The sequence below is a fragment of the Devosia sp. UYZn731 genome, from assembly GCF_040546795.1.
Lineage (GTDB): Bacteria > Pseudomonadota > Alphaproteobacteria > Rhizobiales > Devosiaceae > Devosia.
The window spans coordinates 145,083-169,384 of the sequence record NZ_JBEPOL010000008.1; the positions used below are offsets into that span (position 1 = coordinate 145,083).

Here is a 24,302-nt window from a genome sequence, read left to right on the forward strand (position 1 = left end):
CCCGCCGGGTGTCGATCTAGCATTTCCAAATAGGCTGCCGGCCTTGGCGTCGGGAGTGAGGCGCCCGTCTCTGCGCGAAGCCCGCGGCGAGTGGCCAGCCAAAGTTCGTCGCACCTCTATCGACCCGGCTTGATGCATACCGAGCATCAGCCGACGCAAAACTGTCAACTGAGCGATGTGGGCTCGCTTTGGCGGCAATGTGACTCATTGGCTTGACAAGCGATGACAGATGGTTTTTGCTCACTGTAAGGAAAGTTACCAGACGGTCTAGTCACCATGCAAATTCTTGCCGGCAGTCCCAGGTTGCTGCGCAACCTCAACGAGAAAGCGGTGCTCCAGCGCCTCCTCTCCGAGGGTGCGTTGACCCGCATGGAGCTCGAGGCCTTTACGGGGTTGTCCAAGCCCACGATGTCCGACCTGCTGCGCCGCCTCGAGGCGGTCAGCCTCATCCGCCGCGATGGCGAAAAGGCTGGCACCTATGGCCCCAAGGCGGGCCTGTGGACCCTGCATCAGGAAGCGTCCTACGTCGCGGGTATCGACGTCGGCACGCATGGCATCGACGCGGCGATCGCCGATATCGCCGGCAATGTCATCGGCAGCTTCCACCACGCGGGCAGCCCCGGCGAGCGCTACGACGCGCATGAGCGCCTCACCACGGTGCTCGATCGGGTGACCAGGGAAGCCGGCATCGCCATCAAGGATATCGATCAGTTGGTGGTCGGCCTGCCGGGTATTGTGGACATCACCGCCGGCAATCTGCGGCGGGGCCAGCAGCTCCCCAATTGGGAGGGCTACCATATCCCCGAAGCGCTCAAGGAAGTTCTGGGCCACCGCCACGTGATCATCGAAAACGACGTGAACCTCGTCGCCATCGAGGAGATGGCCTATGGGGCGGCGACCGCGGTGCAGTCATTCATCCTGCTCTGGATCAGCGACGGCGTTGGCGCCGGCGCGGTGATCGGCGGAAGATTGATCCACGGCTCGACCGGTACGGCGGGCGAGCTGGGCGGTGCCATGGTGCCGGATCGCTTCGCCAGGCCGGGCGAGACGGTGCAGATGGCGCTGGTCGAAGACCTGCTCAATACCGGGGCGATCGAAGCGCTGGTCAGCCGTCACGGCCTTCGCGGCGAGGACGCCATCGACGCGATCCGGCGCGCTGCGCTGGGTGACCGGCACGGGGAATTTTTCGCCGAGCTCGGCTATCGTGTGGCGGCCGCGCTCACCGGCGCCATCGGCATTCTCGACCCGGAAATGGTCGTCCTGGGCGGCAGCGTCGGACGCGCTGGCGGTAAGCCGCTCTGCGATAGCGTAACCGACGTGTTGCGCCGCCTCCCCATCGCTATTCCACAAATTGTCCCGACCGCCGTCAGCAGCAATGCCGTGCGGGCGGGAGCCGTAGAACTCGCGCTCGAGCATGCTCGAGAACGTGTGTTCACGGGAGGCAGCGCTGCCCGCGGCCTCCCGTGAGGAGATTGGACCACCCTTGATGATGAAGCAGCCTTTCCCCGGAGACAGATATGCACATCGACCCCCTGCCTAAGAAGCCCTTATCGGGCTGGTTTGGACGTTTGCACACAAGCCTGCGCGCCGTTGCCCTGGGTGCGCTGGCCACCGTTTCGGCCTTTGCCGTCACCGCCCCCGCGTTGGCGGAGGTGCCGCTCGACCAGCTCGTGCGCATCGTTGCCGAGGGCGGCAACAGCTTTACGCGCACCTTTAATCCGTTCTCACCGACGGCCCGCTGGGTCAGCACTCGCACCATGTATGAGCCGCTGATGATCCAGAACTACGCCACCGGCAAGCTCGATCCGTGGCTCGCGACTGGCTTCGAATGGTCGACCGACGCGCTGAGCCTGACCGTCACCCTGCGCGATGACGTCAAATGGTCGGACGGCCAGCCGTTCAGCGCCGATGACGTGGCCTTCACCTTCAACCTGATGAAGGCCAATCCTGGCCTGATCGGCCCGGCTTCCGGCGCGTTCGATCAGTATCTGAAGAGTGTGGAGGCGGTAGACGCCAAGACGGTGAAGTTCACCTTCTCGACCACCTATACGCCTGGCCTCTATTCGCTGGTCGACCAGTTTATCGTCCCCCAACATGTCTGGATGGACGTCGGCGATCCGGTGACCTTCGAGAACCCCGATCCGGTCGCCACCGGGCCTTTCACCACCATCGACGCCTTCGGTACCGATCGCTACCAGGTGACGAAAAACCCGAATTACTGGCAGAAGCTGAATATCGAGGGCGTATTCATCCAGGGCTTCAACGGCAATGACCAGGTCAGCGCCGCGACGCTTTCGGGCAACCTCGACTGGGGCGGGCTGGTGCCCGATCCCGATACCACGTTCGTGGCGCTCGATCCCGAGCATTTCGGCTATTGGTGGCCGCGCACGTCGGTCGTGATGCTGCAGGCCAATAACACGGTCGGCGCCCTTGCTGATCCGGTCGTCCGCAAGGCCATGAGCCTGGCGCTCGACCGGCAGCGCATGATCAATACCGGCGTCTGGGGCAAGTCCGTGCCTGCCAATGCCACCGGCCTGCCCGAAGGCCCGTTCAAGGACTGGATCGACCCCAAGGTCGTCGATGAGGGCGCCAGCTGGGTCAATATCGATCCCGATGCTGCCAACAAGATGCTCGACGACGCCGGCTATGCCAAGGGCGGCGACGGTATCCGCGTGGGCAAGGACGGCGCGCCGATGAAGTACGACATCATCGTGCCCTCGGGCTGGAACGATTGGGTGTCGGCCTCCCAGATCGTTGCGGAAAACCTCAAGGACATCGGTATCGACGTCACCCTGCGCACCACCACGGCGGATAGCTGGACCAACTCGACCTTTACGGGCCAGTTCCAGCTCTCGCTCGGCAGCGCGCAGCGCACGGCCACCCCATTCGAGTTCTACCGCAACAATATGGCCACCACGTCGGTCAAGCCGGTCGGCACGGCGTCGCCGAACAACCAGCAGCGCTATGGCGACCCCAAGGTCGACGAGTTGCTGGCCAAGTTCGCCGCCTCCACGGATGCGACCGAGCAGAAGTCCGTCATCGCCGAGCTCGAAGCCATGTTCTCGGCGGCGGCGCCGGCCATTCCGCTCTATGAGCAGCCCGATTGGGGGCTTTACAATACGCGCCGCTTTACCGGCTTCCCCACCGAGCAGGACCAGTACGCTCCGCTCAGCCTGCAGATGACCAATGGTCCGCTGCTGGTCTGGCCGCACCTCGAGCGGCGCGCCGAATAATCTCACCCTGACCTGAAGTCACGGGGCTCCCGCAAGCGGGGGCTCCACCTCCCGGAGGCCAAGTGATGCTCTACGTTGCGAAGCGATTGGCGTTTTACCTGCTGGCGGCGTTCGTCGCCATCACCGTCAACTTCTTCCTGCCGCGCCTTACCCCGGGAGATCCGGCCTCGACCATTGTGGCGACCTATTCGACCACGCTCAACGAAGCCTCGCTGAACGCGCTGAAAGCCGCCTATGGCCTTACCGATGAGCCGCTGTGGAGCCAGTACCTCACCTATCTGGGCAATATCCTGCACGGCGATTTTGGCCGCTCGCTGTCCAACTTCCCGGCGCCGGTGACCGCCATCATCTCGGCCGGCTTCGGCTGGTCGATCCTGCTCGGGCTGACCTCCGTCCTCCTGAGTTTCGTCTTGGGATCGGCGCTGGGTGCGCTTGCTGCCTGGCAGCGTGGTGGATTGTTCGACAAACTGGCACCACCAGTGCTGCTGTTTCTCGGCTCGTTCCCGTACTTCTTCCTCGCCCTGCTGTTGTTCTACCTGTTCTGTTTCAAGCTGCAGTGGTTCCCGATGGGCAACGCCTATTCGAGCGTCAACCCGCCGCCATTCACCCTCAATGGCATTGGCGATGTGCTCTTCCACCTGATCGCCCCGGCCTTCACCATCGTGCTCGTGTCGCTCGGTCCGTGGACGCTCAACATGCGCAACGCCATGATCGGCGTGCTCAGCGAGGACTACCTGACCCTGGCCGAGGCCAAGGGCCTGAAGCCTCGCCGCGTGCTGTTTTCCCACGCCGTGCGCACCGCGCTCCTGCCCAACGTTACCGCGCTCGGCGCCGCCATCGGGGGAGTGTTCTCCGGGCAGTTGCTCACCGAGATCGTCTTTACCTATCCGGGCCTCGGCTACTCGCTGATGCGCGCCGTCAGTTCGGTCGACTACCCCTTGATGCAGGCGCTGTTCCTCATCATCACCCTATCGGTGCTGGTCGCCAACTTCGTCGTCGACACCGTCTACGTGCTGCTCGACCCGCGCGTTCGCACCGGGCAGGAGGCCTGACGCTATGGCGCTCTACGACACGCTCGCCACCGCGCGCCGCAAGGCTTTCGGCTCCATCCCGGTTACCGTGGGCGCGGTGATCCTCGTCATCCTCGTCGGCTCCTCGGCGCTGGCGCAGTGGATCGCCCCCTACAATCCCAAGCGCGCCACCGGCGGGATCAACGAGTTCCCCTCGCTCAAGCATCTGTTCGGCACCACCGGGCAGGGCCAGGATGTGCTCAGCCAGTTCCTCTATGGCGGCCAGAACACGCTGTGGATCGCCTTCACCATCGCCGTGCTCACGACGCTCCTGGCGCTGATCGTGGCGCTCACCGCCGCCTATTTTCGCGGCTGGGTCGACGACGTGTTGACGCTGGTCACCAATGTCTTCCTCGTCATCCCGAGCCTGCCGCTGATCGTCGTCCTCGCCGCCTTCCTGCCCCCCGGGCCGCTGACGATGATCATGGTCCTGACCATCACCGGCTGGGCTTTTGGCGCCCGTCTGTTCCGCTCGCAGGCCCTCAGCCTGCGCGAACGGGAGTTCATCGCCGCGGCCGAGGATGTGGGCGAGCGCCGCTGGCGCATCGTCGCCATCGAGCTGCTGCCCAATATGGGCTCGGTCGTCGCCGCCTATTTCGTCAACCAGGTGATCTTTGCCATCACCGCCCAGGCCTCGCTGGAATTCCTCGGGCTCGGCGATGGCGGCCAGGTGACCTGGGGCTCGATGCTGTTCTGGGCGCAGAATACCTCGGCGCTGATCCGGGGCGCCTGGTGGACCTTCGTGGTCCCCGGCATGGCCATCGCGCTCACTGCGTTCTCGCTGGCGCTGATCAATAACGCCGTCGACGAACTCGGCAATCCGCGCCTCCGCGCCGACCGGCTGCTGCGCCGCGCCGGCGTCCGCAAACCGAGCGCCTCGCTCATGACCCCGGTGAAGCGCAATGCCTGATATCATCCCCGCCCTTGAGATCGTTGACCTCAGCGTCGGCTATGCGGGCGAGACCGGCATGGTGCCGGCCGTCGACCGCGTCTCGTTCAGCATCGCGCCCGGAGAGTTCATGGGCCTGGCCGGAGAATCGGGCTGCGGCAAGTCGACCATCGCCCAGTCGATCCTGCGCCTGCTGCGTGCGCCGGGCATCATCACCGGCGGCGATATCCGCATCGCCGGACACGACATGCTGACCTCCGATGAAGCCAAGGTTCGCGAGTTGCGCTGGCGCACCGCCTCGATCGTGTTGCAGAACTCGCTGACCTCGCTCAATCCGGTCAAGACCATCAAGTGGCAGTTGCAGGAAGTGCTGGATCGCGGCGGCGGCAGCAAGACCCCGGCCGAGTTGCTGCAGATGGTCGACATCGATCCCAGGCGCCTTAACGCTTTCCCGCACGAGCTCTCGGGTGGACAGCGTCAGCGCGTGGTTATCGCCATGGCGCTCGCGCTGTCACCGCGGCTCGTCATTCTCGATGAGCCCACCACCGCGCTGGATGTCATCGTCCAGCAGGAAATCTTCGTCACGGTCAAGGCGCTGCAACAGCAGATGGGTTTTGCCGTGCTGCTCATCACCCACGACCTGCCGCTGCTGTTCGACGTCGCTGACCGTATCGCCGTGATGAAAGACGGCAAAATCGTCGAAACCGCTACGGTCGAGGCCTTCCGTCGGCATCAGGACCACCCGTATTCCCGCACGCTGCTGTCGGCGACCCCGCGTATCGATTTCGCTACTCCCGATGTCATCCGCCCCAAGGATGTCGCCCATCCGGTGCTCGAAACCGCCCATCTGGTCAAAGCCTATGGCACCAACCCGCTCACCGGCCGCTCAATGCTCGTTGCCATCAACGATGTCTCCTTCCGCCTGGCCCCGCGCGAGATTGTCGCCCTGGTGGGCGCGTCGGGCAGCGGCAAGTCGACGTTCGGCCGCATGGTCACCGGCCTCACAAGGCCGACTTCCGGCGATATCGTTGTTGATGGCCACACCCCTGTGCCAGTCTCGCGCCGGCGGAAGAGCACGCCGCGCGCTGCCCAGATGGTGTTCCAGGATGTCTACGGCTCGCTCAATCCGCTCCACACCATCGGCCACCACCTGCGCCGCGCCGTCATTTCCGCCCCGCAAAGGGAAAGGGTCGATGTCGAAGCTCGCGTTGCGGCCCTGCTCAGCGAAGTTGGCCTGACGCCGCCTGCCGCTTATCTCGACCGGCGCCCGCACGAACTTAGCGGTGGCCAACGCCAGCGCGTCGGCCTCGCGCGGGCTCTGGCGGCTTCTCCCAAGCTGCTGGTCGCCGACGAGCCGGTATCGATGCTCGACGTTTCGATCCGCCGCGATATTCTCAATCTTATCGTCCGCCTCCGCGATGAGCAGGGGGTCGCAGTGCTCTACATCACCCACGACGTGGTCAGCGCCGGCTATATCGCCGATCGCATCGCCGTGATGCATCGCGGCCAGATCGTCGAGGAGGGCCCAGCCAAGGCCGTCCTCATGCACCCCCAGCATGAATACACGCGCCGCCTGATCGCCGCGGTTCCCGGCGGCCTGGGCCTGCCCGACAGCCACACGCACAATCACCTGACAGAAGCCACAACATGACCACCACAATCCCCGAAATCCGCGTCGGCATCGATGGCCGCAAGTTCCCGCGTGCCGCTGAATTGGGTCCGATCAAGCTGCTGGAGCGCTGCGCCGAGCTCGGCCATGCGGGGGTCTTCTTCCGCACCGTCCTCGACGTCTCGCCTAGCCTAGATCGCGGCTTCCTCGCTTCCGTCAAACAGCGCGCCGACGAGCTGGGGCTCTACCTTGAAATGGGTCTGGGCAAGATCAATCCCTACAACACAGCCGAAGCGCCCGACGTGCGCGATGTCGGCAAGGGTGACTACGTTCTCGGCATGACCCGCATGATCGAGGCCACCACCGAAATCGGCTGCACGGCGCTCTGGGGCGACACCGCCAATTACCAGCGTCACGACTGGGGCCTGCACGCCATCGACCGCTACCGCACCGATGTCGACTGGCCCGACCAGCTCGACGCCACTCGCAAATTCCTGCTCAAGCTCAAGCCGGTGCTGCGCGACCACAACGCCGTCATCGCCGTCGAAACCCATGAGGAAATCACCACGGCCGAGATCGTAAAGCTCATCGAGCAGGTCGGCCCCGACACCCTCGGCGTCACCCTCGATCTGGCCAATGTGGTGGTGCGCGGGGAAGACCCGGTGGCCGCCACGAGGCGCCTCGCCCCCTATGTGAAAAAGACCCATATGCGCGACATCGTGCTGTTCGCCCGCCCGCATGGGCTCGAGCGGCAGACGCGCGCCTGTGGCGATGGCGTCATCGACTGGCAGGCCGTGCTTGGCGCCCTGTTCGATGCCGGCGGCCATCCCAACTTCACCATCGAAAATGTGTGGGGCTCGGACAAGAACCAGATCCCGCTGTTCGATCCTGATTGGCAGGCGCGTCAGCCCGACGTCGTGCTCGCCGAAATCCTCGAACTGATCCGTCTCTCTCGCGTCTTCGAGGACGGCGTACGCGCCGGCACGATGATCGCGCCCGACGACTATTTCTCACCCAACCCCAGCCTCGACGAACTCGAAGGCTTCGTTACCCGCAGTGGCGCGACCCTCAGGGCCGCCGCCGATGCCCTGCGCGCCCGGAATTAAAGGAGTTATGCCCACAATGTCTTACCCGCTCAAAGTGCTGGTCGTCGAAGCGCATCCCGACGAGGCGGAAATGTATAGCGGCGGCACCATGCGCCGCCTTGCCGACCGCGGCGTCGCCGTCAAGTTCATGTCGCTCACCAATGGCGATGCCGGCCATTACCAGATGGACCGCGAGCCGCTCAAGCGCCGCCGCGCCCGCGAGGCCTATACCGCCGCCCGCCATCTCGGCGTGCTCGACTACGAGATTCTCGATATCCACGATGGCGAGCTGATGCCAGATCTCGCCATGCGCACCGCTGTGATCTCCTCAATCCGCCGCTGGCAGGCCGATGTGGTCGTCACCTTCCACGACGAATGCCCCGGCCATCTCGATAACCGCGCCGCCGGCCGCATCGTGCGCGAGGCTTCGGGCTTCTGCACCAACGGCAATATCTGCCCGGAAGTGCCGCCGCTGGCCCAGGCGCCGATCTGCCTCAAGATGATCGACTACGGCTCGCTCGAGGTGCACCGGCACGACATTGTCGTCGATGTCGATGGCTCCATCGATGCCAAGCTCAAGGCCTGCGCCGCCCACGCCACGCAATTCTATGAGTTTGCGCCCTTCGAACGCGGTTTCCTGGCTGAGGCTCCCCAGATCGGTGACTGGGCCGCCGAGCGCGCCTTCATCCTGAAATACTGGCCCGAATTCATGTATGCGCTGCCGGCGATGAGCGGCGGGCACGAGTTCGCCGAAAGCTTCCAGCTTGCCGACTATGGCCGCAAGGCCAGCGTCGAAGAGGTGCTGAAGCTTTTCGCCCTGTGACACAGTACGCATCGGCCACGGCCTGCGACGCAAAGTCCGCTGCACCATCGCGGAAATGCCTTATGCTGGCCCGCGATGACGAGCGAGCGCCAGGATATCCACAATTCCGACATTCCCCTGCTCTGCCGTAGCTGCGAAGCGCGGCATCAGGGCATGTGCGGCGTGCTCAATCCGCAGGAGCTGGTAGAGCTGGCCCGTCACACGCACAAAGCGCGCCATGATGAAGGCGCCGAGCTGATTGGCGACAGCACCGAAATCCGCAGCTATGCCAATGTCATGCGCGGCGTGGTCAAGCTGAGCAAGACGCTGGAGGACGGGCGCCAGCAGGTGGTGGGCTTGCAGTTCGCGCCGGACTTTCTCGGCCGGCTGTTCGGCCATGAAAATGTCACCAATGCGCAGGCGGCTTCGCCGGTCGAGCTGTGCGTGGTGCCGAGACCCGCCCTTGAGAGGATGATGGCGGCCAATCCGGCGCTGGAGAAGCGGTTGCTGCGGCAGACGTTGCGGGAGCTCGACGAGGCGCGCGACTGGATGGTGACGCTGGGCCGCAAGACCGCCGGCGAGAAGGTGGCGAGCTTCCTTTGGCTCATCGCCACCCATCTGGACCCGGCCGGCGAGTCCAGCGACGGTGCAGAGTTCGACCTGCCGCTCAGCCGCGCCGATATTGGCGATTTTCTTGGCCTCACCATCGAGACGGTATCGCGCCACATGAGCAAGCTGCGGCAGGCGGGCGTCATCGCGATCACGCGTAACCGGCATATCGAAGTGCCCGATCTGGAGGCGTTGCGAAACTGCTGCGGCTGACCGGCTAGGTGGGTGCCGCAAAGCCACGCTTGGTCAGTAGCGCGGCAATTTGCGGATCGCGGCCACGGAACAGGCGATAGGCCTCGGCATAATCGCGCGAGCCGCCGGCGGAGTAGATGAACTTGAACAGCCGGTCGGCGGTCGCTGGATCGAAGGGGTCGCCGGTTTCCGCAAAGGCTTCGAAGCCATCGGCGTCGAGCACTTCGGACCATAGATAGCTGTAATAGCCGGCCGCATAGCCGTCGCCGGTGAACAGGTGCAGGAAATGCGTGCTGGCGTGGCGCAGCGCGATTTCGCGGGGCATGCCGATGCGCTCGCGCGTGCGGTGTTCGAGGGCGTCGACCGCCATTTCGCCCGCAGCCGGGTCTGAATGGTAGTCCATGTCGAGGATGGCGGAGGAGACGAACTCGACCGTCTGGAAGCCGGTATTGGCCTGGGCCGCCAGCTTCATGCGGTCGATGAGGTCCTGCGGGATGGGCTCGCCAGTGCGGTAGTGCACCAACCGCTCCAGCACCGGCTTTTGTTCCAGCCAGTGCTCGTAGAGCTGGGAGGGCAGCTCGACGAAATCGCGCACGACGCTGGTGCCGGAAATGCGGGGATAGGTCACGTTCGACAACAGGCCATGCAGGCCATGGCCGAATTCGTGGAACACGGTGCGGGCCTCGTCCAGCGAGAGCAAAGCGGGCTTGCCGGCGGGGGGCTTGAGGAAATTGCAGGTGTTGACGATGAGCGGCAGCACCGCGTCATCCAGTTTTTCCTGGTCACGGAACGAGGTCATCCAGGCGCCGCTGCGCTTGCTGGGACGGGCAAAGAAATCGCCGTAGAATACGCCGATCTGGTGACCGTCGCGCAGCGCGACCCAGGTGCGCACGTCATCATGATAGACCGGAATGTCGTCTCGCGGCTCGAAGGTCAGGCCGAACAGACGGCCGGCGGTGTACATGGCGGCTTCGATGACGCGGTCGAGTTCGAGATAGGGCTTGATTTCGGTCTCGTCGAAATCGTAGCGGGCGAGGCGGAGCTGCTCGGCGTAATAGCGCCAGTCCCAGGCTTCGAGCGCGAAATCACCACCCTCGGCGGTGATCAATTGCTGCAGCGCAATGCGATCCGCCATGGCGCGCCGGCGGCCGGGCTCCCAGACCTGTTCGAGCAGGTCGCGGGCGGCATCGGGGGTCTTGGCCATGCTGTCGGCCAGCTTGAAATGGGCATAGCTGGGGTAGCCGAGCAATTGGGCGAGTTCGCTGCGCAGGCGCAGAATTTCGGCCAGCACGGCGCTATTGTCGTTGGCATTGCCATTGGCGCCGCGCTTGACGAAGGCGCGCCAGACCTTTTCGCGCACGCCGCGGTCGTGGGCGAAGTGCAGCACCGGCTCGACGCTGGAGCGTGAGGTGGTGACCGCATAGGGAGCGTTGACGGAGCGGTCTTTGGCGGTGCCGGCAGCAGCGGCGCGGGCAAAATCGGGCAGACCATCCGTTTCGGCTTCGGACAGGGCGAAAATGGTGTTCTGCTCGTCGGCCAGCACGTTTTGGCCGAATTGGGTGCCCAGTACCGCCAAGCGTTCGACGATCTCGCCGAAGCGGGCGCGGTCGCCCTCGGTCAGGTTGGCGCCGGCGCGGACGAAATCAAGGTGATAGCGTTCAAGGACGCGCAGGGCTTCGGGATCGAGGCCAAGCGTAGCGCGCGTCCGGTAGAGGGCGTCCACCCGCGCGAATAGTGCCGCGTCGAGATAGATCGCGTTCCAATGGCGCGCCAGTAGCGGAGAAATCCGCCGCTCAACGGCCTGCAGCGCCTCGTTGGTATTAGCCGAGGCAAGCTGGGAGAACACCATGTCGACGCGCTTGAGCAAGCTGCCGCTGCGCTCGAGCGCCGCGATCGTATTGTCGAAATCGGGCGGGGCGGGGGAGGCGGTGATGGCCGCGATGTCCTGCCGGTGGGCGTCGAGGGCGGCCAGATAGGCGGGCTCGAAGTGCTCGGTGGCAATCTCGGCGAATGGCGGCGCGCCAAAGGGTGTGGTCCAGGCGGCGAGCAACGGGTTATTCATGGGCTTCCTGCTTGACTGCAATTGCGGCGAGGGCGGCGCATCAAATTAGCGCAGAAATCGCGTGGGCCTAGGCTAAAAGGTGTGTGGAGATATTTCATGGCAAAACGCATGTCGAAGACGCTGGCCAGCGAAATTGCCGATCGGACAATGGCGGTGGTCAATCCGCAGAACCGGGCCATTGCGCTGGATGCTGCTTTGCGCCGGCATGGCTTTGCGCCAGTGGCGCCGCCAAGCGAACTGCTGGCGCGGTCGAGTCTCGTTGGCTGGCTGCTGTCGAAATATGCGGGCTAGGGTCGCAGGTCGCCGGTCATCTGCTGTTCGAACCAGCGGCGGAGCAGGTGCATGGTGCGGTTGGAGCGATCATTGCGCCAGGCGAGGAACCAGCTGCCTTGTCGCGTGGTCATGCCCAAAGGTGCGATGAGGCGGCCCTGTTCCAGCGCATCCCAGACGGCGGGGCCGGGGCCGATGGCGACGCCAAGCCCGGCTTCGGCGGCCTGTACGCTAAAGGATAGTGCGTCGTACCAGATGGTTTCGCGCGGCGGCAGGGTGACGCCGGCCTCGCGGGACCAGTTGGTCCACATGTCGGGCGGCCAGCGAATGTCGAGGCGGGGCAAGCTCCAGAGAAATTCGGGGGTCGGCTTGCGATCGCGCACCAGCATGGGGCTGACCACCGGGCCGAAGGTTTCGGGCGCCACGGCGGTGACGGTCATGCCGGGAATATTGAGCAGAGGTCCCACCCCGACATAGACGTCGATGGAGCGGTCGGCGGGGTTGATCTCGCGCGTCCAGGTAGTGAGGCGCACCGACATGCCGCCAAGCGCCGCTTCCAGGCTTTGCAGCCGCGGCACCAGCCAGCGCAGCAGGAAGGTATCGGGCGCGGTCAGCATGATCGTCGCTTGGCTATGGGTGGCGTGCAGATGTTCGGTGCCGCGGGTGATCGAGGCAAAAGCCTCGGTGACCGTGGCGGCAAAGGTGGCGGCCGCTGGCGTCAGCTTCATCGAGCGGTTGCCGCGCTCGAACAGCGCAATGCCGAATTCCTGCTCCAGATTCTTGATGTGCCGGCTGACGGCGCCGCTGGAGACGCGCAATTCCTCGGCGGCCTTGCGCACGCTGCCAAGGCGGGAGGCGACCTCGAAGGCCCGCAGGGCATTGAGCAGATGCAGCATCGCGACCCATCAGGAAAAGTCAATTGAACAGAGCAATGTATGCTGTTGTCCAAAGCGGGTCCAGCCTAGGATTTCCCTTGTATGCGGGGCAAAGGACGCGCGCTGGCCGGGATTTCTCTGGTGGGCGTGGCCGCTGTCATGATGCAGCTTATTGAAACAATATCAGTGCGAGTGCAGCGGCGTGTCCAATCCTTCCCATCGCGTGATCATCGATTGCGATCCCGGCCATGACGATATGGCCGCCATCCTGCTGGCCGCCTGGCACGACAGCATCAAGATCGAAGCCATCACCACGGTGTGCGGCAATGCCTCGCTCGACAACACCACCAATAATGCCCTGCGCATTGTCGCGGCGTTTGGACTGGATATTCCGGTCTATCGCGGCGCCGTGCAGCCGCTGCTGCATCGCTATGAATTTCCGGCGGCATTTCACGGCCCGAGTGGGCTGGACAGCGCCGGGGTCGACCTGCCGCAGACCAGCCGGCCAGCCGAGCAGGGCCATGCGGTCGATGCGATCATTCGTACCGTCGACGCGCATCCGGGCGAGATCACCGTTGTGGTCATTGGCCCAATGACCAATCTGGCGCTGGTTTTGGCGTTGCGGCCCGATCTGGCCGGCAAGATCAAGCAGGTTGTGTTCATGGGCGGCTCGGCCGGCGAAGGCAATGTGACCCCTTCCGCCGAATTCAACATCTGGGCCGATGCTGAAGCCGCGCGCATCGTGTTCCGTTCGGGCGTCAAGCTTGTCATGTTCGGGCTCAATACCACCCACCAGACGCTGCTGCGGCGCGAAGACGTTGCCGCCGTCCGCGCGGCCCGGCCGGGCGCGAATGTGGTGGCCGATATCATGGATTTCTATTGCGGCACCTATTACCGCTTTGCCGGCGCCGACAAGCCGGGCGCGCCGCTGCATGACCCCTGCGCGATTGCCTATCTGATCGATCCTAGCTTGTTCACCATTGCCCAATTGCCGGGCGAGGTGATCGTTGGCGATGCCGAGACCTATGGGCAGACGCTGATCGACATCCGGCCGCAGGACCCGGCGCATGACGAGCGCGTCAAGAATGTCGGCGTGGCGATGCAGGCCGATGCGCCCCGTTTCGCCGCCCTCGTGACCGAGGCCCTGATCTGGGCTGCCGGCAGGATTTCCAACTAAGTCCGATCTCTCCAGCCCAACAGGTGCCCCGTGAAGACTATGAAGATCGCCATCGTCGCCGGCCTGGTTGCCAGCATGCTTGCCGGCACCGCAATGGCGCAGGACAAGACGCTCAATATGATCGTGATCGAGGGTGGCGACACCACCGCCATGCAGGCGGTGGCCGATGCCTATACGGCGGCCCATCCGGGCGTGGCGATCAAACTGCAGCCCTATCCGTTCGCGCAGTTCTTCCAGGTGGCCGAGCTGCGCCTGCGCTCCAAGGATGCTGGCGTCGATCTGGTCTATGTCGATGCGCCGCTGGTGGCGAGTTATGCCTCGCGTGGGTTCCTGTCGCCGGTGGATGCGGGCATCAGCACCGCGGACCTCGTGACCAGTGCGCTGGATGCCGGCAAATATGACGGCCAGCAATATGCCCTGCCGATCAACAATTCGGCGCAGGTGATGTTCTACAACAAGGCGCTGTTCGCGGCGGCTGGCATTACCCCGCCCGATGGGCTGACGGCGGGCAGCACTGCCAGCCAGGCGCAGGTGGACGAGCTGGCTTCGGCCAAGCGCTGGACCTGGGAACAGGTGGCCGATGCGGCGCAGAAGCTAACGGTCAAGGAGGGTGGGCGCACCACCACTTATGGCTTCACCGTCGAGCAGTTCGGCGAGCTTTATCAGCTCCAGCCGTTCGGCGAGTCGCTGGGCACCGACGTGATCGGGCCGGACGGCTATACCGCCAAGGGCTATCTCGACAGCGAGGCCTGGACCAAGGCGGCGACCTATTGGGCGAACCTCTATAATGAATGGGGCGTCAGCCCCAAGAGCCTTGGCTATGGCGAAGCGGCGCAACTGTTCGGCAACGGCAAGCTGGCCATGCTGGCAGGCGGCACCTGGAACCTGCCGGGGCTAACCGCGAGCGGCGTCGATTTCGGCGTGGCGCCGTACCCCTATTTCGAAGGCGGCAAGGTGTTGACGCCAACCGGGAGCTGGTATGTGGGGGTCAATGCGGCCTCGGCCAACCAGGCCGAAGCCTTCGATTTCGCCAGCTATCTGACGACCTCGGCGGAAGGCACCAAGGTGTGGTTTGATTCCTTGCAGCAATTGCCGACCTATAAGCCGCTGCTCGACCAGATCAGCACGGGTGCCGATTTCGACGCCTTCCCAAAGGACGTGTTCCGCTTGGGCGTCTATGACTCGCTCAACACCGCCAAGGCTCGCCCGGTGACTGCCGCCTATGGCCAGTTGCAGGATGCGTTCCGCACGGCGTTTGTGGACATTGCCAATGGCGTGCCGGTTGCCGATGCTCTGGCGAGCGCGGTGCAGAAGTTCGAAGCCGCCGCGGCCCGCGTCGCCCCCTGATATGAACACGCGTTCCCGGCTGCCCCCGGGATCGCGCTTACCGGAAAACGGCATGACCCAATCTCGGACACCAGTTCTGCTGATCATACTGCTGCTGGTCCCCGCTCTGATTGGGCTTGTCGTTTTCCGGCTCTATCCCATCGCGCTTGCGGTCAATGACAGCTTCTTCAACGTGCTGCGCGGCAACTCGGTCTTTGTCGGGTTCGAAAATTACGTGGCGCTGCTGACCAATTCGGCGTTCTGGAATTCGCTCAAGGTCACGTTGTGGTTCAACCTCTTGATCAACCCGATCCAGATCGCCTTGGCGCTGGGACTGGCGCTGCTCTATGTGCAAAATTTCAAGGGCGTCAGTGTCTATCGCGTCCTGTTCCTGATCCCGATCGGGGTGTCGCTGCCGACGGCGGTGATCATCTGGCGCATCATGTTGAGCCAGGACGGGTTGGTGAACGGCGTCATCGGCATTGCGGGCGTGCCGGCGCAGCCCTGGCTGACGGCGGAATCGCTGGCGCTCTATTCGATCATCGCCATCGCCACCTGGAAGGGCATTTCCTACTGGATGATCTTCATCATCGGCGGGTTGCAGAATATCTCGCCCGAGATTTACGACGCCGCGCGGATCGATGGCGTCAAGGGGTGGCAGAGGCTGATCTTCATTACCATTCCGCTGTTGCGGCAAACGCTGCTGTTCGTGCTGGTGGCGGATGTGTCGATCAATTTCCTGCTGTTCGCTCCCATTTTCATGCTGACCCAGGGCGGGCCTGCGGACTCCACCAATGTGCTGATGTACGAGGCCTATAAGTCCGGCTTCGTGTTTGGCGATATGGGCCGGGCCGTGGCCATTATCGTGGTGGTGGTGGCAATCCTTTTGGTCATTGTCGGGCTGCAGTTCAGGCTGCTGTCGGGCCGCGGGGAGGCACGCTGATGGCCGCTACCACCGTCCGTCGCGGCGTCGGCCTGGGCTTGCGTCATCTGGCCTATGCGGTCATCGCCTTCATTTTCGTGCTGCCGTTGTGGTGGGCGATCGTCTCGTCGCTGCGGCCCAATGGCGAAGTGTTCGCCGATATCTTTCCGTTCACCGCCAAGGCACTGCTGCCCTCGCCGCTGACTCTAGAGGCCTATAGCGGCATTTTCGAGCGCGGTTTTGGCATGATCATCGGCAATACGATGCTGGTGGCGCTGATCACCATGGTGGCCGGGCTGATCGTCAACGGGGCGGCGGGTTTTGCCTTTGCGATGTTCCAGTTCAGGGGCAAGACCATCATCCTGACGCTGATCATCATCAGCTTCATGCTGCCGTTCGAGGCCATCGCGCTGCCGCTCTATACCGTCACCCAGCAGTTGGGTTGGCTCGACAATATCGCGGCGCTGATCGTGCCCAGCGTCGCTAATGGGCTGGCGGTTTTCCTGTTCTACCAATTCTTTAGCCAGGTGCCCAAGGACTATGCGGAAGCCGCGCGACTCGATGGCGTGAGTTGGCTCAACATCCTCTTGCGCATCTATGTGCCGCTGTCGGTGCCCACCTGCATCAGTGCGGCGCTCCTGCTGTTTATTTTCCAGTGGGAGGCGTTCCTGTGGCCGCTGCTGGCGATGCCGAGCCAGCAGTTCAAGGTCATCCAGGTCGGCATGGCGGCGTTCCAGCAGCAGTACCAGACGATCTGGAACCAACTCTTCGCCGTGTCGGTGATCACTGCGCTCATCCCCATCGCCCTGCTGCTTCCCTTGCAGCGCTATTACGTCCAGGGGCTCGCTGGCGCGGGCATCAAAGGTTAAGAGAAATCATGTCCGGGCTGACTCTCACAGGCGTCAAGAAATCCTTCGACCAGACCCCCATCATCCACGGCGTCGATCTTGAGATCGCCAATGGCGAATTCGTGGTGTTCGTGGGGCCGTCGGGGTGTGGGAAGTCCACGCTGTTGCGGATGATCGCGGGGCTGGAAGAGGTCACCAGTGGCCGGATCACTATCGGCGGGCGGGACGTGACCGATCTCGATCCGGCGCAGCGCCGGGTCGCCATGGTGTTCCAGTCCTACGCGCTTTATCCGCATATGAGCGTGGCCGATAATATCGGCTTCGGGCTGCGCATGAACGGTATGCCCAAGGCCGAGGTGCGGCGCAAGGTCGATGAAGCCGCCGCGATCCTGCATCTGGGGGAATTGCTGGCGCGCAAGCCCAAACAGCTTTCGGGCGGGCAGCGGCAGCGTGTTGCCATCGGGCGCGCCATCGTGCGCAATCCGGAAGTGTTTCTGTTCGACGAGCCGCTGAGCAATCTGGATGCCGAATTGCGGGTGCAGATGCGGCTGGAGATCGCGCGGCTGCACGAGCAGCTCGGCGCCACGATGATCTATGTGACCCACGATCAGGTCGAAGCCATGACCCTGGCGGACAAGATCGTGGTGTTGCGCGCCGGCCGGGTGGAGCAGGTCGGCACGCCGCTCGATCTCTATGACCAGCCAGACAATATGTTTGTGGCCGGCTTCATCGGCTCGCCGCGAATGAATTTCCTTCGCGCTGAGGTGAAGAGCGGCGCAGTGGTGCTGCCCGATTTCGGCGATGTCGCCGTGTCGCTGCCCCTGACAAGCATGCCGGCGCCAGGTGCGGAATTGTTGCTAGGCATTCGACCGGAGCACTTTTCGTCCAGTGGCAGCGTGCGGCTGGCGGTGATGGTCGATCTGGTCGAACATCTGGGCGGCGCGTCCTATGCCTATGGGCAGTCGGGCGGAGCGCAGCCGCTGACGATCGAATTGCGCGACAGCCGCGATGTCGCCACCGGAACGCAACTGGATATCGGGTTCGATCCGGCACGGGCTTTCCTGTTCGATGCTGCCAGTGGCGGGCGCCTGCGATAAGCTCCAGCTCAGCAGTCGCGCCAGGCGGAACGGCGTCAGGTCGATGGTGGTGTTGGCGCCCGTCAGCATCTGGGCGACAGCTTCGCCGATGGCGGCCGAGTGCTTGAAGCCGTGGCCGGAACAGGGCGACACCACGAGCACGTTCGGCTGATCGGGATGGCGGTCGATGACGAAGGCGCTGTCGGCCGTGGCGGTGTAGATGCAGGTCGTCGTGCGGGCGGCATGGGCGGAAACGCCTGCAAGGCGACCGGCGATATGAGCCCGGTGCATGCGAGCCGAGTCGGAGGCCGGAACAGCGCGATCGAGGGTATTGGGATCAGAGGCGGCGCCATAGAACTCGTCGGCGGTTTTCATCGTCGCGCCATCCAGCGAGGGGAAGCCGTAGAAGAAGCCATCTTCACTATTGCCGTGCGGCCACATGAAAACCGGTGACCGTTCCCAGTCGTCCAGTGCTGCGGGCTCGATATCGAACCAATGCATCACCTGCCGGGTCGGCTTGAGAATTTGCGCGAACGGCTCGCCCAGCAACTGACCGGCCCAGGGCCCGGCCAAGACGGCAACCTGACCGGCCAAAATGTCGCCCTGTATGGTGACGATGCGGACGCTATCGCCTGCTTGTCCAATCGAGAGCACTTCGGTCCCCAGCAGGGTGGTGGCGCCATGGCGTTCCGCCAGTTGCAGATTGGCCGCGACGCAGGCCTCGACGCGCAGATAGCCGCCGCCCGGCTCGAAATACCCGATCTCGTCGTCATCGGGTTTGAAGTTTGGATAGCGGCGACGCAGTTCAGTGGCCGAAAGCACTTCATGGGCGATACCGAAGCGCCGGGCCGCCGCGATGGTGCGATCGAGGAAGCCGGTACGACCTGGGCGTTCGACCGCATCATCGGGCCGGGCGATGATCAGGCTGCCGATTTCGTGCAGCAATGACTCGCCGGTTTCCGCTTCAATCTCGCGCCAGAGTTCATGCGAGCGGATAGCCAGCGGCACATAGGCCTCGCCCTCCCCGATGGCCCGCCGCGTGATGCGGGTCTCGCCGTGCGTGGAGCCCTGGTTGTGCGGCGGCGCGAAGCGGTCGATGCCGATAACCTTGGCGCCGCTTTTGGCTAGGCGATGGAGGCTGGCGCTACCCATGGCGCCGAGGCCGACGATGGCGAAGTCAAAATGTTGCGTGCTCACGGGATCAGGCCGGCTGCACGAGATTTGCCAACAACCGGAAGGCGCCGGGAACCAACCGGTCCAACTGATGGTGCAGCACGAGGCTGGTGTGAGTATGCCGCCCTTTGCCGATGGGCGCGGAAATCAGCGCGCCTGTCAGCGGCTTTTCGCCGGCATCGTGCATGGCCAGCAGCGGCTCATAGGCGCTATCCCATTCGGCGGCAAAATAGAGGCCGCGTTCCTTGTCCCAGCCGGCCCAGTCGTCAGGGCCAATGATGTTTGGGCCGGTCAGTAGTTTGTGGTCGGGGGCGAGGATATCGACCTGCGCCTCGGGATCGGTGACGCGCCAGCGCAGCGATGGCGAGCCGATGACGACGCGGCGCGGCGGGGTGGCGTCGGGCGTCCAGCCGTCCGACGGGCGATGATAAAGGGTCAGCAGGTGACCTCCGGCCTCGACCCAGTCGCGCAGTTTTCCAGTGGCCGCGGCGAGGTCTGGCCGGACGCCGAAGGCCAGCGTGCCGACGACGATGGTGGTTAGCTCGGACAGGTCGCCGGCCAACGCCGCGGCATCGAGATCGATGACGTCGAGGCCCATGGCGCGCAGCCAGAAGCCGACGCGGTCGCTGCCGCCCCCGACATAGCCGATGCGTGTCCCTTCGGGCAGCGCCAGGTCCAGCGCCAGTACGTTGAGCACTTGGGGGGTGACGAATTGGGTGCGGCCGATATGGGGATAGGCGATCGGGGTTTGCCGATAGGCTTGGCGGCCATCCAGCATCAGGGGCAGGCGATAGAGGCCGTTGGCGACTGGCGCCATGGCGGCGATGGCGAAGCCGGCCTCGCCGCGCAGGACGCCCCAACCCGCGGGGGCGATCAGAACGGGATTGGCCATGGGAGACGAAGAACGGACAGCGATCCGCAGTGGGTCGGCCGAACGGCGCGATCCCAGGATGATGGTATCGGGTACCAACTCCACCGATTGGGCCGGGCCGATGCTGAAGGGCTCCTCCAGATCGACACTGCCGCGCACGGTCCTGCCGCCGATGAGAGCCTCGATCTCGACGTTGAGTTCGCCGTTGCCGCCAAGGCTGGAAAAGCCCGGCGGGTAAAGCCTGCTGAGGGGTGCTTCGGAATTGACGGCGATCGCGTAGCAGACGACGCCGTCGCTGGTTGTGGCGTCGCCGATATGGAGCGTAGCCTTGGCAACTGGCGTCATCGAAACCGGCTCTGGCCCGATGCTGATCTTCAGCACAGCGCTGCCGCCGGGCGCCGGCCGGTTGGGCTCGGCCCAGGCAATCGGGGCGATGCCGACGGCGAGCAGCAGGGCAGCGTCGATTTCGGCGCGTTTGCGGATCAGGCGATGGGCGTGTGGGGCGAGGGTCTCCACCGCAATGGTGTCGAGGGCATCGGCGGCGGCAAGGAGTGCGGCGGTGATCGCCTGCCGGTCGGGAAAGGCAACTAAGGCGGCGTCGATCCCCGACTGTGCCGCCAGCAGAGGGGCGGCGTGGAGGCCGGGTAATAAATCGGCGAGCTGGCCCAGGGTGGCGGGCAGGTTCTGGCGGATATCGCTTTCTGCGCCAACCGGACCTCGCGCGAGGTGGAGCGGCCACTCGGTCTTGGGTACGCTCTTCCAGCGGCCCATGCCCTGGCTGGCGTGATAGGCGCGGGACCATTCACCGATTTCGTCGAAGGCAGCACCGGTCGGCATATCCAGGCCGGGCGCGACGACGCGAACGCTGGCATTGGGCGGCGGCACTTCGTCATCATAGGTATCGCCGCCACCGGACCAGGCCGGCAGGTAATATTTGGCGACCGACCAGGGATCGAGCCCGGGCGTCAGATAGGCCGGATCGGCGGCCAGGGCGATGGCGACTTCTGCGGCTTCGGTCATAGCGCGGTGGTGGCCGTGCTGGCCGGGAACGTCGAGAAAAGTGGGAATGACGATATCCGGGCGGTCGCGCCGATAGGCGATGACCAGCCGCTCGATGATGCGCTCGCGCCCCCAGCGCGCCAGGGTGTCGGCGCCATTCTTGGAGAAGCCAAAATCGTGCACTGGATCATCGGGGCCGTGGCCCAGCCAGGCGATATCGGCATCGAGAACGCGGGTTGCTTCCTCCATTTCGCGGGTGCGCACCACGCCCAGCGCGCCTGAGCGTTCGGGGCCTAGACCATTCTGGCCGCCTTCGCCGCGCGTGGAGCAGGCGACGATGATGCGCGTGCCATAGCCGAAGCGCATGGCCGCCAGCATGCCCGATTGCTCGTCGTCGGGGTGAGCGCCGGTGTTCATCACCGTCAGCGTCGAGGTCAGCCGCGTGAGGGCCCGATGCAGTTCGACGAGGAGGGGACGGGATTTCTGGCGGGCAAGTCGCTCGCTGGCGGTCAACATAACAAAGTCCTTCAAGACGCGGCGGAAAGGCCGGGTGCCAGATGCAGCCGTGGCGTCACGGTTTCGAGCATGGGCAATGCAGCAGCCCCGAGGGCTGCGGTCAACTGCCCGGTTTGTCCGCGCATGACGCGCGGTGCGGTGCGGGCGCGGCGGGTGGCGACGGAAACCGGCATGGGATCGAGCGCGGCGATCAGCGCGTCGATCACCCCATCGGGCAGAGCGCCGCCGAAAATGATCGTCTGGGGATCGAGCAGGTTTTCCAGCGCCGCGACCGTGGGCGCGAGATAATCGGCGGCCTCGGCGATCCAGTCGAGCAGCACCGGATTGCGGGCGTCGTGCAGCGCTTGCAGGTCATCGACGTCGGTTGCGGTGATGCCGGCGGCGGCGAGTTTTTCGCGCAGGGCATAGAGCGAAACGAAGCGTTCGAGGGCGCCTTCGGGGCCGTAAAGGGCAGGGCGATTGCGCGGGGTGACGACGAAGTGACCAATTTCGCCGGCATTGCCATAGGAGCCGCGCAGGGGGCGGCCGTCCTGGATGATGCCGAGCCCCAGGCCGACGCCGAAATACACATAACCGAAGCTTGAAAAGGCCTGCCCGGCCCCGTACAGCCGCTCGCCGACGGCCGCAGCGGTTGCGTCATTCTCGATCTCGACAGGCTCGCCGATGGCTTCGGCGGCGAGGGCCTTGGTATCGAGCCCGGTCCAGCCGGGCAGGGTGGCGGGACCGACCGAACTCATGCCGTCGATTTCGAAGGGACCAGGCATGACCACGCCAACCCCCAGCAGAGTGACGGCGATGCCAGGCACTGACTGGCGCAGTTCATCCACCGCCAGCCGCAAATCGGCGAGGATGTGGGTGGGGCTGGTATTGGCAACGGGGCGCACCGATTGGGCGCGCAGGCGGCCGGACAGATCGAGCAGGACGATGACGATGTGGTCCGCCGCAATCTCGATGCCGGCAGTCATCGGACCATCGGGATTGACCGCAAACTGGATCGGCGGCTGACCGCGACCGGAGCGCAGCCGGCCCAGTTCGATCAACAGGTTTTCCGCCACCAGTTCATCGACGATATTGGTGACGGCCTGGGGCGTCAGGTGGGCGCGGCGGGCAATTTCGGTGCGGCCGATATGGCCCTGGCTGCGCACCAGGTCGAGCACGACGCGCCGGTTATGCAGCCGGTTGCGCTCAGGATTGCTGCCGATGGCCAGGCTCCCCCGCATTCCCGATTTTTCGCGTTTGCTCAAATCCCGGTCCATGGCGGAAGGCTATTTCCCGGCTTCGAATAACTCAAGTAGATTATTGTATTGACAAATTTGGCCGTGTCGGCTGACCTGTGAGGCTTGAGATGGGGCTCTGCCCGCGCTCGAAACAGGGGATTCAAGTCCGCCAGAACCTAGGCTGATAATGCCGGGTGGCGGGCCTTAAGGAGGTTATGATGCGCAATCGGTTCATGCTCGCCGGCCTGGCCGCGGGGATCAGTCTGCTGACGCTGGGCGCGGCCCAGGCGGTAGAAATCGAATACTGGCAATATGCCTATGAGACCCGCGTGACGGCGATGGATCAACTGATCGCCAATTTCGAGAAGGCCAATCCCGATATCACCGTCAAGCAGACGACATTCCCCTATGACGACTACCAGACCCGCGTGATCGCGGCGAAAGCTGCTGGCCAGGGGCCGGACGTGCTGCAGCTGTTCTATGGCTGGCTCGACAAGTTCCAGAGCGGCGGTGTGTTGCAGCCGCTGTCGCCGACGGCGTTCCCGCATGATGCGATCGAAGCCGATTTCTTCCCGATCGTGACGGCGATGAAGCGTGGCGACGACTATTATGGCCTGCCGACCGCCGTGCGCTCGCTGGCGCTGTTCTACAACAAGAAGTTGTTCGAGGAAGCCGGGCTCGATCCCTCCAAGCCGCCGCAGACACTGGACGAGCTGGTTGCGGCCGCCGTGGCGACTGCCAAGCATGACGCCGCCGGCAATCTGATTTCCGAAGGCATCACCATGGACATGGCCGGGCAGGACCATCAGTGGTGGCGCGAAGTGCTGACCCGCCAGTTTGGCGGCGTGCCTTATAGCGATGATTATCGCACGGTGAAATACGGTGAGAAGGGTGGCGTCGAGGCGCTGAAATTCTACACCGATCTGCAGACCGAGCAGAAGGTTGGCCAGACCGGCTTCATGGACGAAGGCCAGGCGGCGTTCCGCGGCGGCATGGCGGCGATGACCATTGACGGCACGTTCCGGCTCGGCTCGTTCAAGACCATCGACCAGTTCGAATGGGGCGTGACCGAGCTGCCGGCCAATGCAGACGGCACACGCTCGAACTATGCCAGCTATTTTGCCAATGGCATCGGCGCTTCGGCGCAAGGCGAAGAACTCGCCGCGGCCGAGAAGTTCCTGGCCTATGTGTCCTCGCCCGAGGCCATGCAGATTTGGCTCGACGTGGTGGGCGAATTGCCGGCCCGCAAGTCGGCGGCACTGACCGAGAAGAATCTCGCCGATCCCATCCTGTCGCCGTTCCTCAAGGCACTGGATTATGCGCATACGACGCAGTTCGTTGATGAAGCCGGGCAGCGCCAGGTGGCTATCGACATGGCCAACCGGGTGCTGCTCGAAGGCCAGTCGCCAGCCGATTCCGTGGCCGAGGCGGCAACAGCCGAGCAGGCCATCATCGACGCTGCAGCGAAGTAAGCGGCACCG

At 64.3% G+C, this 24,302-nt stretch carries 19 protein-coding genes and 1 pseudogene; 15 read left to right on the top strand and 5 right to left on the bottom strand.

The genetic code is table 11. From position 1 onward, the window contains the following. Positions 1–276: 276 nt before the first annotated feature. From ABIB57_RS19845 to ABIB57_RS19880, 8 genes are all read left to right on the top strand, one after another. The gene (locus ABIB57_RS19845; protein WP_354042980.1) at positions 277–1,467 is read left to right on the top strand and encodes an ROK family transcriptional regulator; all 1,191 of its coding nucleotides are present in this window, start codon (positions 277–279) and stop codon (positions 1,465–1,467) included. Between the two features lie 50 nt (positions 1,468–1,517). Beyond that, on the top strand, positions 1,518–3,233 hold the full coding sequence (locus ABIB57_RS19850; protein ID WP_354042982.1) for an ABC transporter substrate-binding protein: 1,716 nt from the start codon (positions 1,518–1,520) through the stop codon (positions 3,231–3,233). A gap of 65 nt (positions 3,234–3,298) precedes the next feature. Beyond that, entirely contained in the window at positions 3,299–4,285 is a 987-nt protein-coding gene (locus ABIB57_RS19855; protein WP_354042983.1) for an ABC transporter permease, read from the top strand. A gap of 4 nt (positions 4,286–4,289) precedes the next feature. Next, positions 4,290–5,213 (top strand): ABC transporter permease, encoded by a 924-nt coding sequence (locus ABIB57_RS19860; RefSeq protein WP_354042984.1) that lies wholly within the window; start codon positions 4,290–4,292, stop codon positions 5,211–5,213. After that, positions 5,206–6,843, top strand: coding sequence for an ABC transporter ATP-binding protein (locus tag ABIB57_RS19865; RefSeq protein ID WP_354042985.1), 1,638 nt, complete (start codon positions 5,206–5,208; stop codon positions 6,841–6,843). Before ABIB57_RS19860 ends, ABIB57_RS19865 begins: the two co-directional genes overlap by 8 nt. Next, positions 6,840–7,907, top strand: coding sequence for a sugar phosphate isomerase/epimerase family protein (locus ABIB57_RS19870; RefSeq protein WP_354042986.1), 1,068 nt, complete (start codon positions 6,840–6,842; stop codon positions 7,905–7,907). Before ABIB57_RS19865 ends, ABIB57_RS19870 begins: the two co-directional genes overlap by 4 nt. A 16-nt stretch (positions 7,908–7,923) precedes the next feature. Continuing rightward, positions 7,924–8,709: a PIG-L deacetylase family protein gene (locus ABIB57_RS19875; protein ID WP_354042987.1), complete on the top strand. Its 786-nt coding sequence runs from the start codon at positions 7,924–7,926 to the stop codon at positions 8,707–8,709. Positions 8,710–8,784: 75 nt separating this feature from the next. After that, entirely contained in the window at positions 8,785–9,510 is a 726-nt protein-coding gene (locus ABIB57_RS19880; protein ID WP_354042989.1) for a Crp/Fnr family transcriptional regulator, read from the top strand. Positions 9,511–9,514: 4 nt separating this feature from the next. Here ABIB57_RS19880 and ABIB57_RS19885 read toward each other — a convergent pair whose 3' ends face one another. Then, positions 9,515–11,551, bottom strand: a complete 2,037-nt coding sequence (locus tag ABIB57_RS19885; protein WP_354042990.1) for a M3 family metallopeptidase — start codon at positions 11,549–11,551, stop codon at positions 9,515–9,517. Positions 11,552–11,647: 96 nt separating this feature from the next. On the opposite strand from ABIB57_RS19885, the gene ABIB57_RS19890 reads away from it, so the two are divergent. Further along, on the top strand, positions 11,648–11,842 hold the full coding sequence (locus ABIB57_RS19890; RefSeq protein ID WP_354042991.1) for a hypothetical protein: 195 nt from the start codon (positions 11,648–11,650) through the stop codon (positions 11,840–11,842). Here the strand turns inward: ABIB57_RS19890 and ABIB57_RS19895 are convergent. Then, positions 11,839–12,717: a LysR family transcriptional regulator gene (locus ABIB57_RS19895; protein ID WP_354042993.1), complete on the bottom strand. Its 879-nt coding sequence runs from the start codon at positions 12,715–12,717 to the stop codon at positions 11,839–11,841. The genes ABIB57_RS19890 and ABIB57_RS19895 overlap by 4 nt on opposite strands. Before the next feature lie 181 nt (positions 12,718–12,898). Between ABIB57_RS19895 and ABIB57_RS19900 the strand changes: the two genes are divergently transcribed. From ABIB57_RS19900 to ABIB57_RS19920, 5 genes are read left to right on the top strand one after another with little or no spacing between them, the layout of a single operon-like run. After that, positions 12,899–13,873 (top strand): nucleoside hydrolase, encoded by a 975-nt coding sequence (locus tag ABIB57_RS19900; protein ID WP_354042994.1) that lies wholly within the window; start codon positions 12,899–12,901, stop codon positions 13,871–13,873. Positions 13,874–13,912: 39 nt separating this feature from the next. Next, the gene (locus tag ABIB57_RS19905; RefSeq protein ID WP_354043155.1) at positions 13,913–15,220 is read left to right on the top strand and encodes an extracellular solute-binding protein; all 1,308 of its coding nucleotides are present in this window, start codon (positions 13,913–13,915) and stop codon (positions 15,218–15,220) included. 52 nt (positions 15,221–15,272) lie between these two features. Further along, the gene (locus tag ABIB57_RS19910) at positions 15,273–16,142 is read left to right on the top strand and encodes a carbohydrate ABC transporter permease (protein ID WP_354042996.1); all 870 of its coding nucleotides are present in this window, start codon (positions 15,273–15,275) and stop codon (positions 16,140–16,142) included. Further along, positions 16,142–16,990, top strand: coding sequence for a carbohydrate ABC transporter permease (locus ABIB57_RS19915; protein ID WP_354042997.1), 849 nt, complete (start codon positions 16,142–16,144; stop codon positions 16,988–16,990). Before ABIB57_RS19910 ends, ABIB57_RS19915 begins: the two co-directional genes overlap by 1 nt. Before the next feature lie 8 nt (positions 16,991–16,998). Further along, positions 16,999–18,066 (top strand): ABC transporter ATP-binding protein, encoded by a 1,068-nt coding sequence (locus ABIB57_RS19920; RefSeq protein ID WP_354042998.1) that lies wholly within the window; start codon positions 16,999–17,001, stop codon positions 18,064–18,066. Positions 18,067–18,090: 24 nt separating this feature from the next. Here the strand turns inward: ABIB57_RS19920 and solA are convergent. From solA to ABIB57_RS19935, 3 genes and pseudogenes are all read right to left on the bottom strand, one after another. Then, positions 18,091–19,242: pseudogene (gene solA / locus ABIB57_RS19925) on the bottom strand (N-methyl-L-tryptophan oxidase); the annotation flags it as partial. A gap of 4 nt (positions 19,243–19,246) precedes the next feature. Continuing rightward, positions 19,247–21,604 carry a PIG-L family deacetylase gene (locus ABIB57_RS19930; protein ID WP_354043000.1) on the bottom strand — a complete coding sequence of 786 codons (2,358 nt, stop codon included), beginning with the start codon at positions 21,602–21,604 and terminating at the stop codon, positions 19,247–19,249. 11 nt (positions 21,605–21,615) lie between these two features. Continuing rightward, the gene (locus tag ABIB57_RS19935; protein ID WP_354043156.1) at positions 21,616–22,824 is read right to left on the bottom strand and encodes an ROK family transcriptional regulator; all 1,209 of its coding nucleotides are present in this window, start codon (positions 22,822–22,824) and stop codon (positions 21,616–21,618) included. A 215-nt stretch (positions 22,825–23,039) separates the two neighbouring features. On the opposite strand from ABIB57_RS19935, the gene ABIB57_RS19940 reads away from it, so the two are divergent. Next, entirely contained in the window at positions 23,040–24,293 is a 1,254-nt protein-coding gene (locus tag ABIB57_RS19940) for a sugar ABC transporter substrate-binding protein (RefSeq protein WP_354043001.1), read from the top strand. Positions 24,294–24,302: the final 9 nt, after the last annotated feature.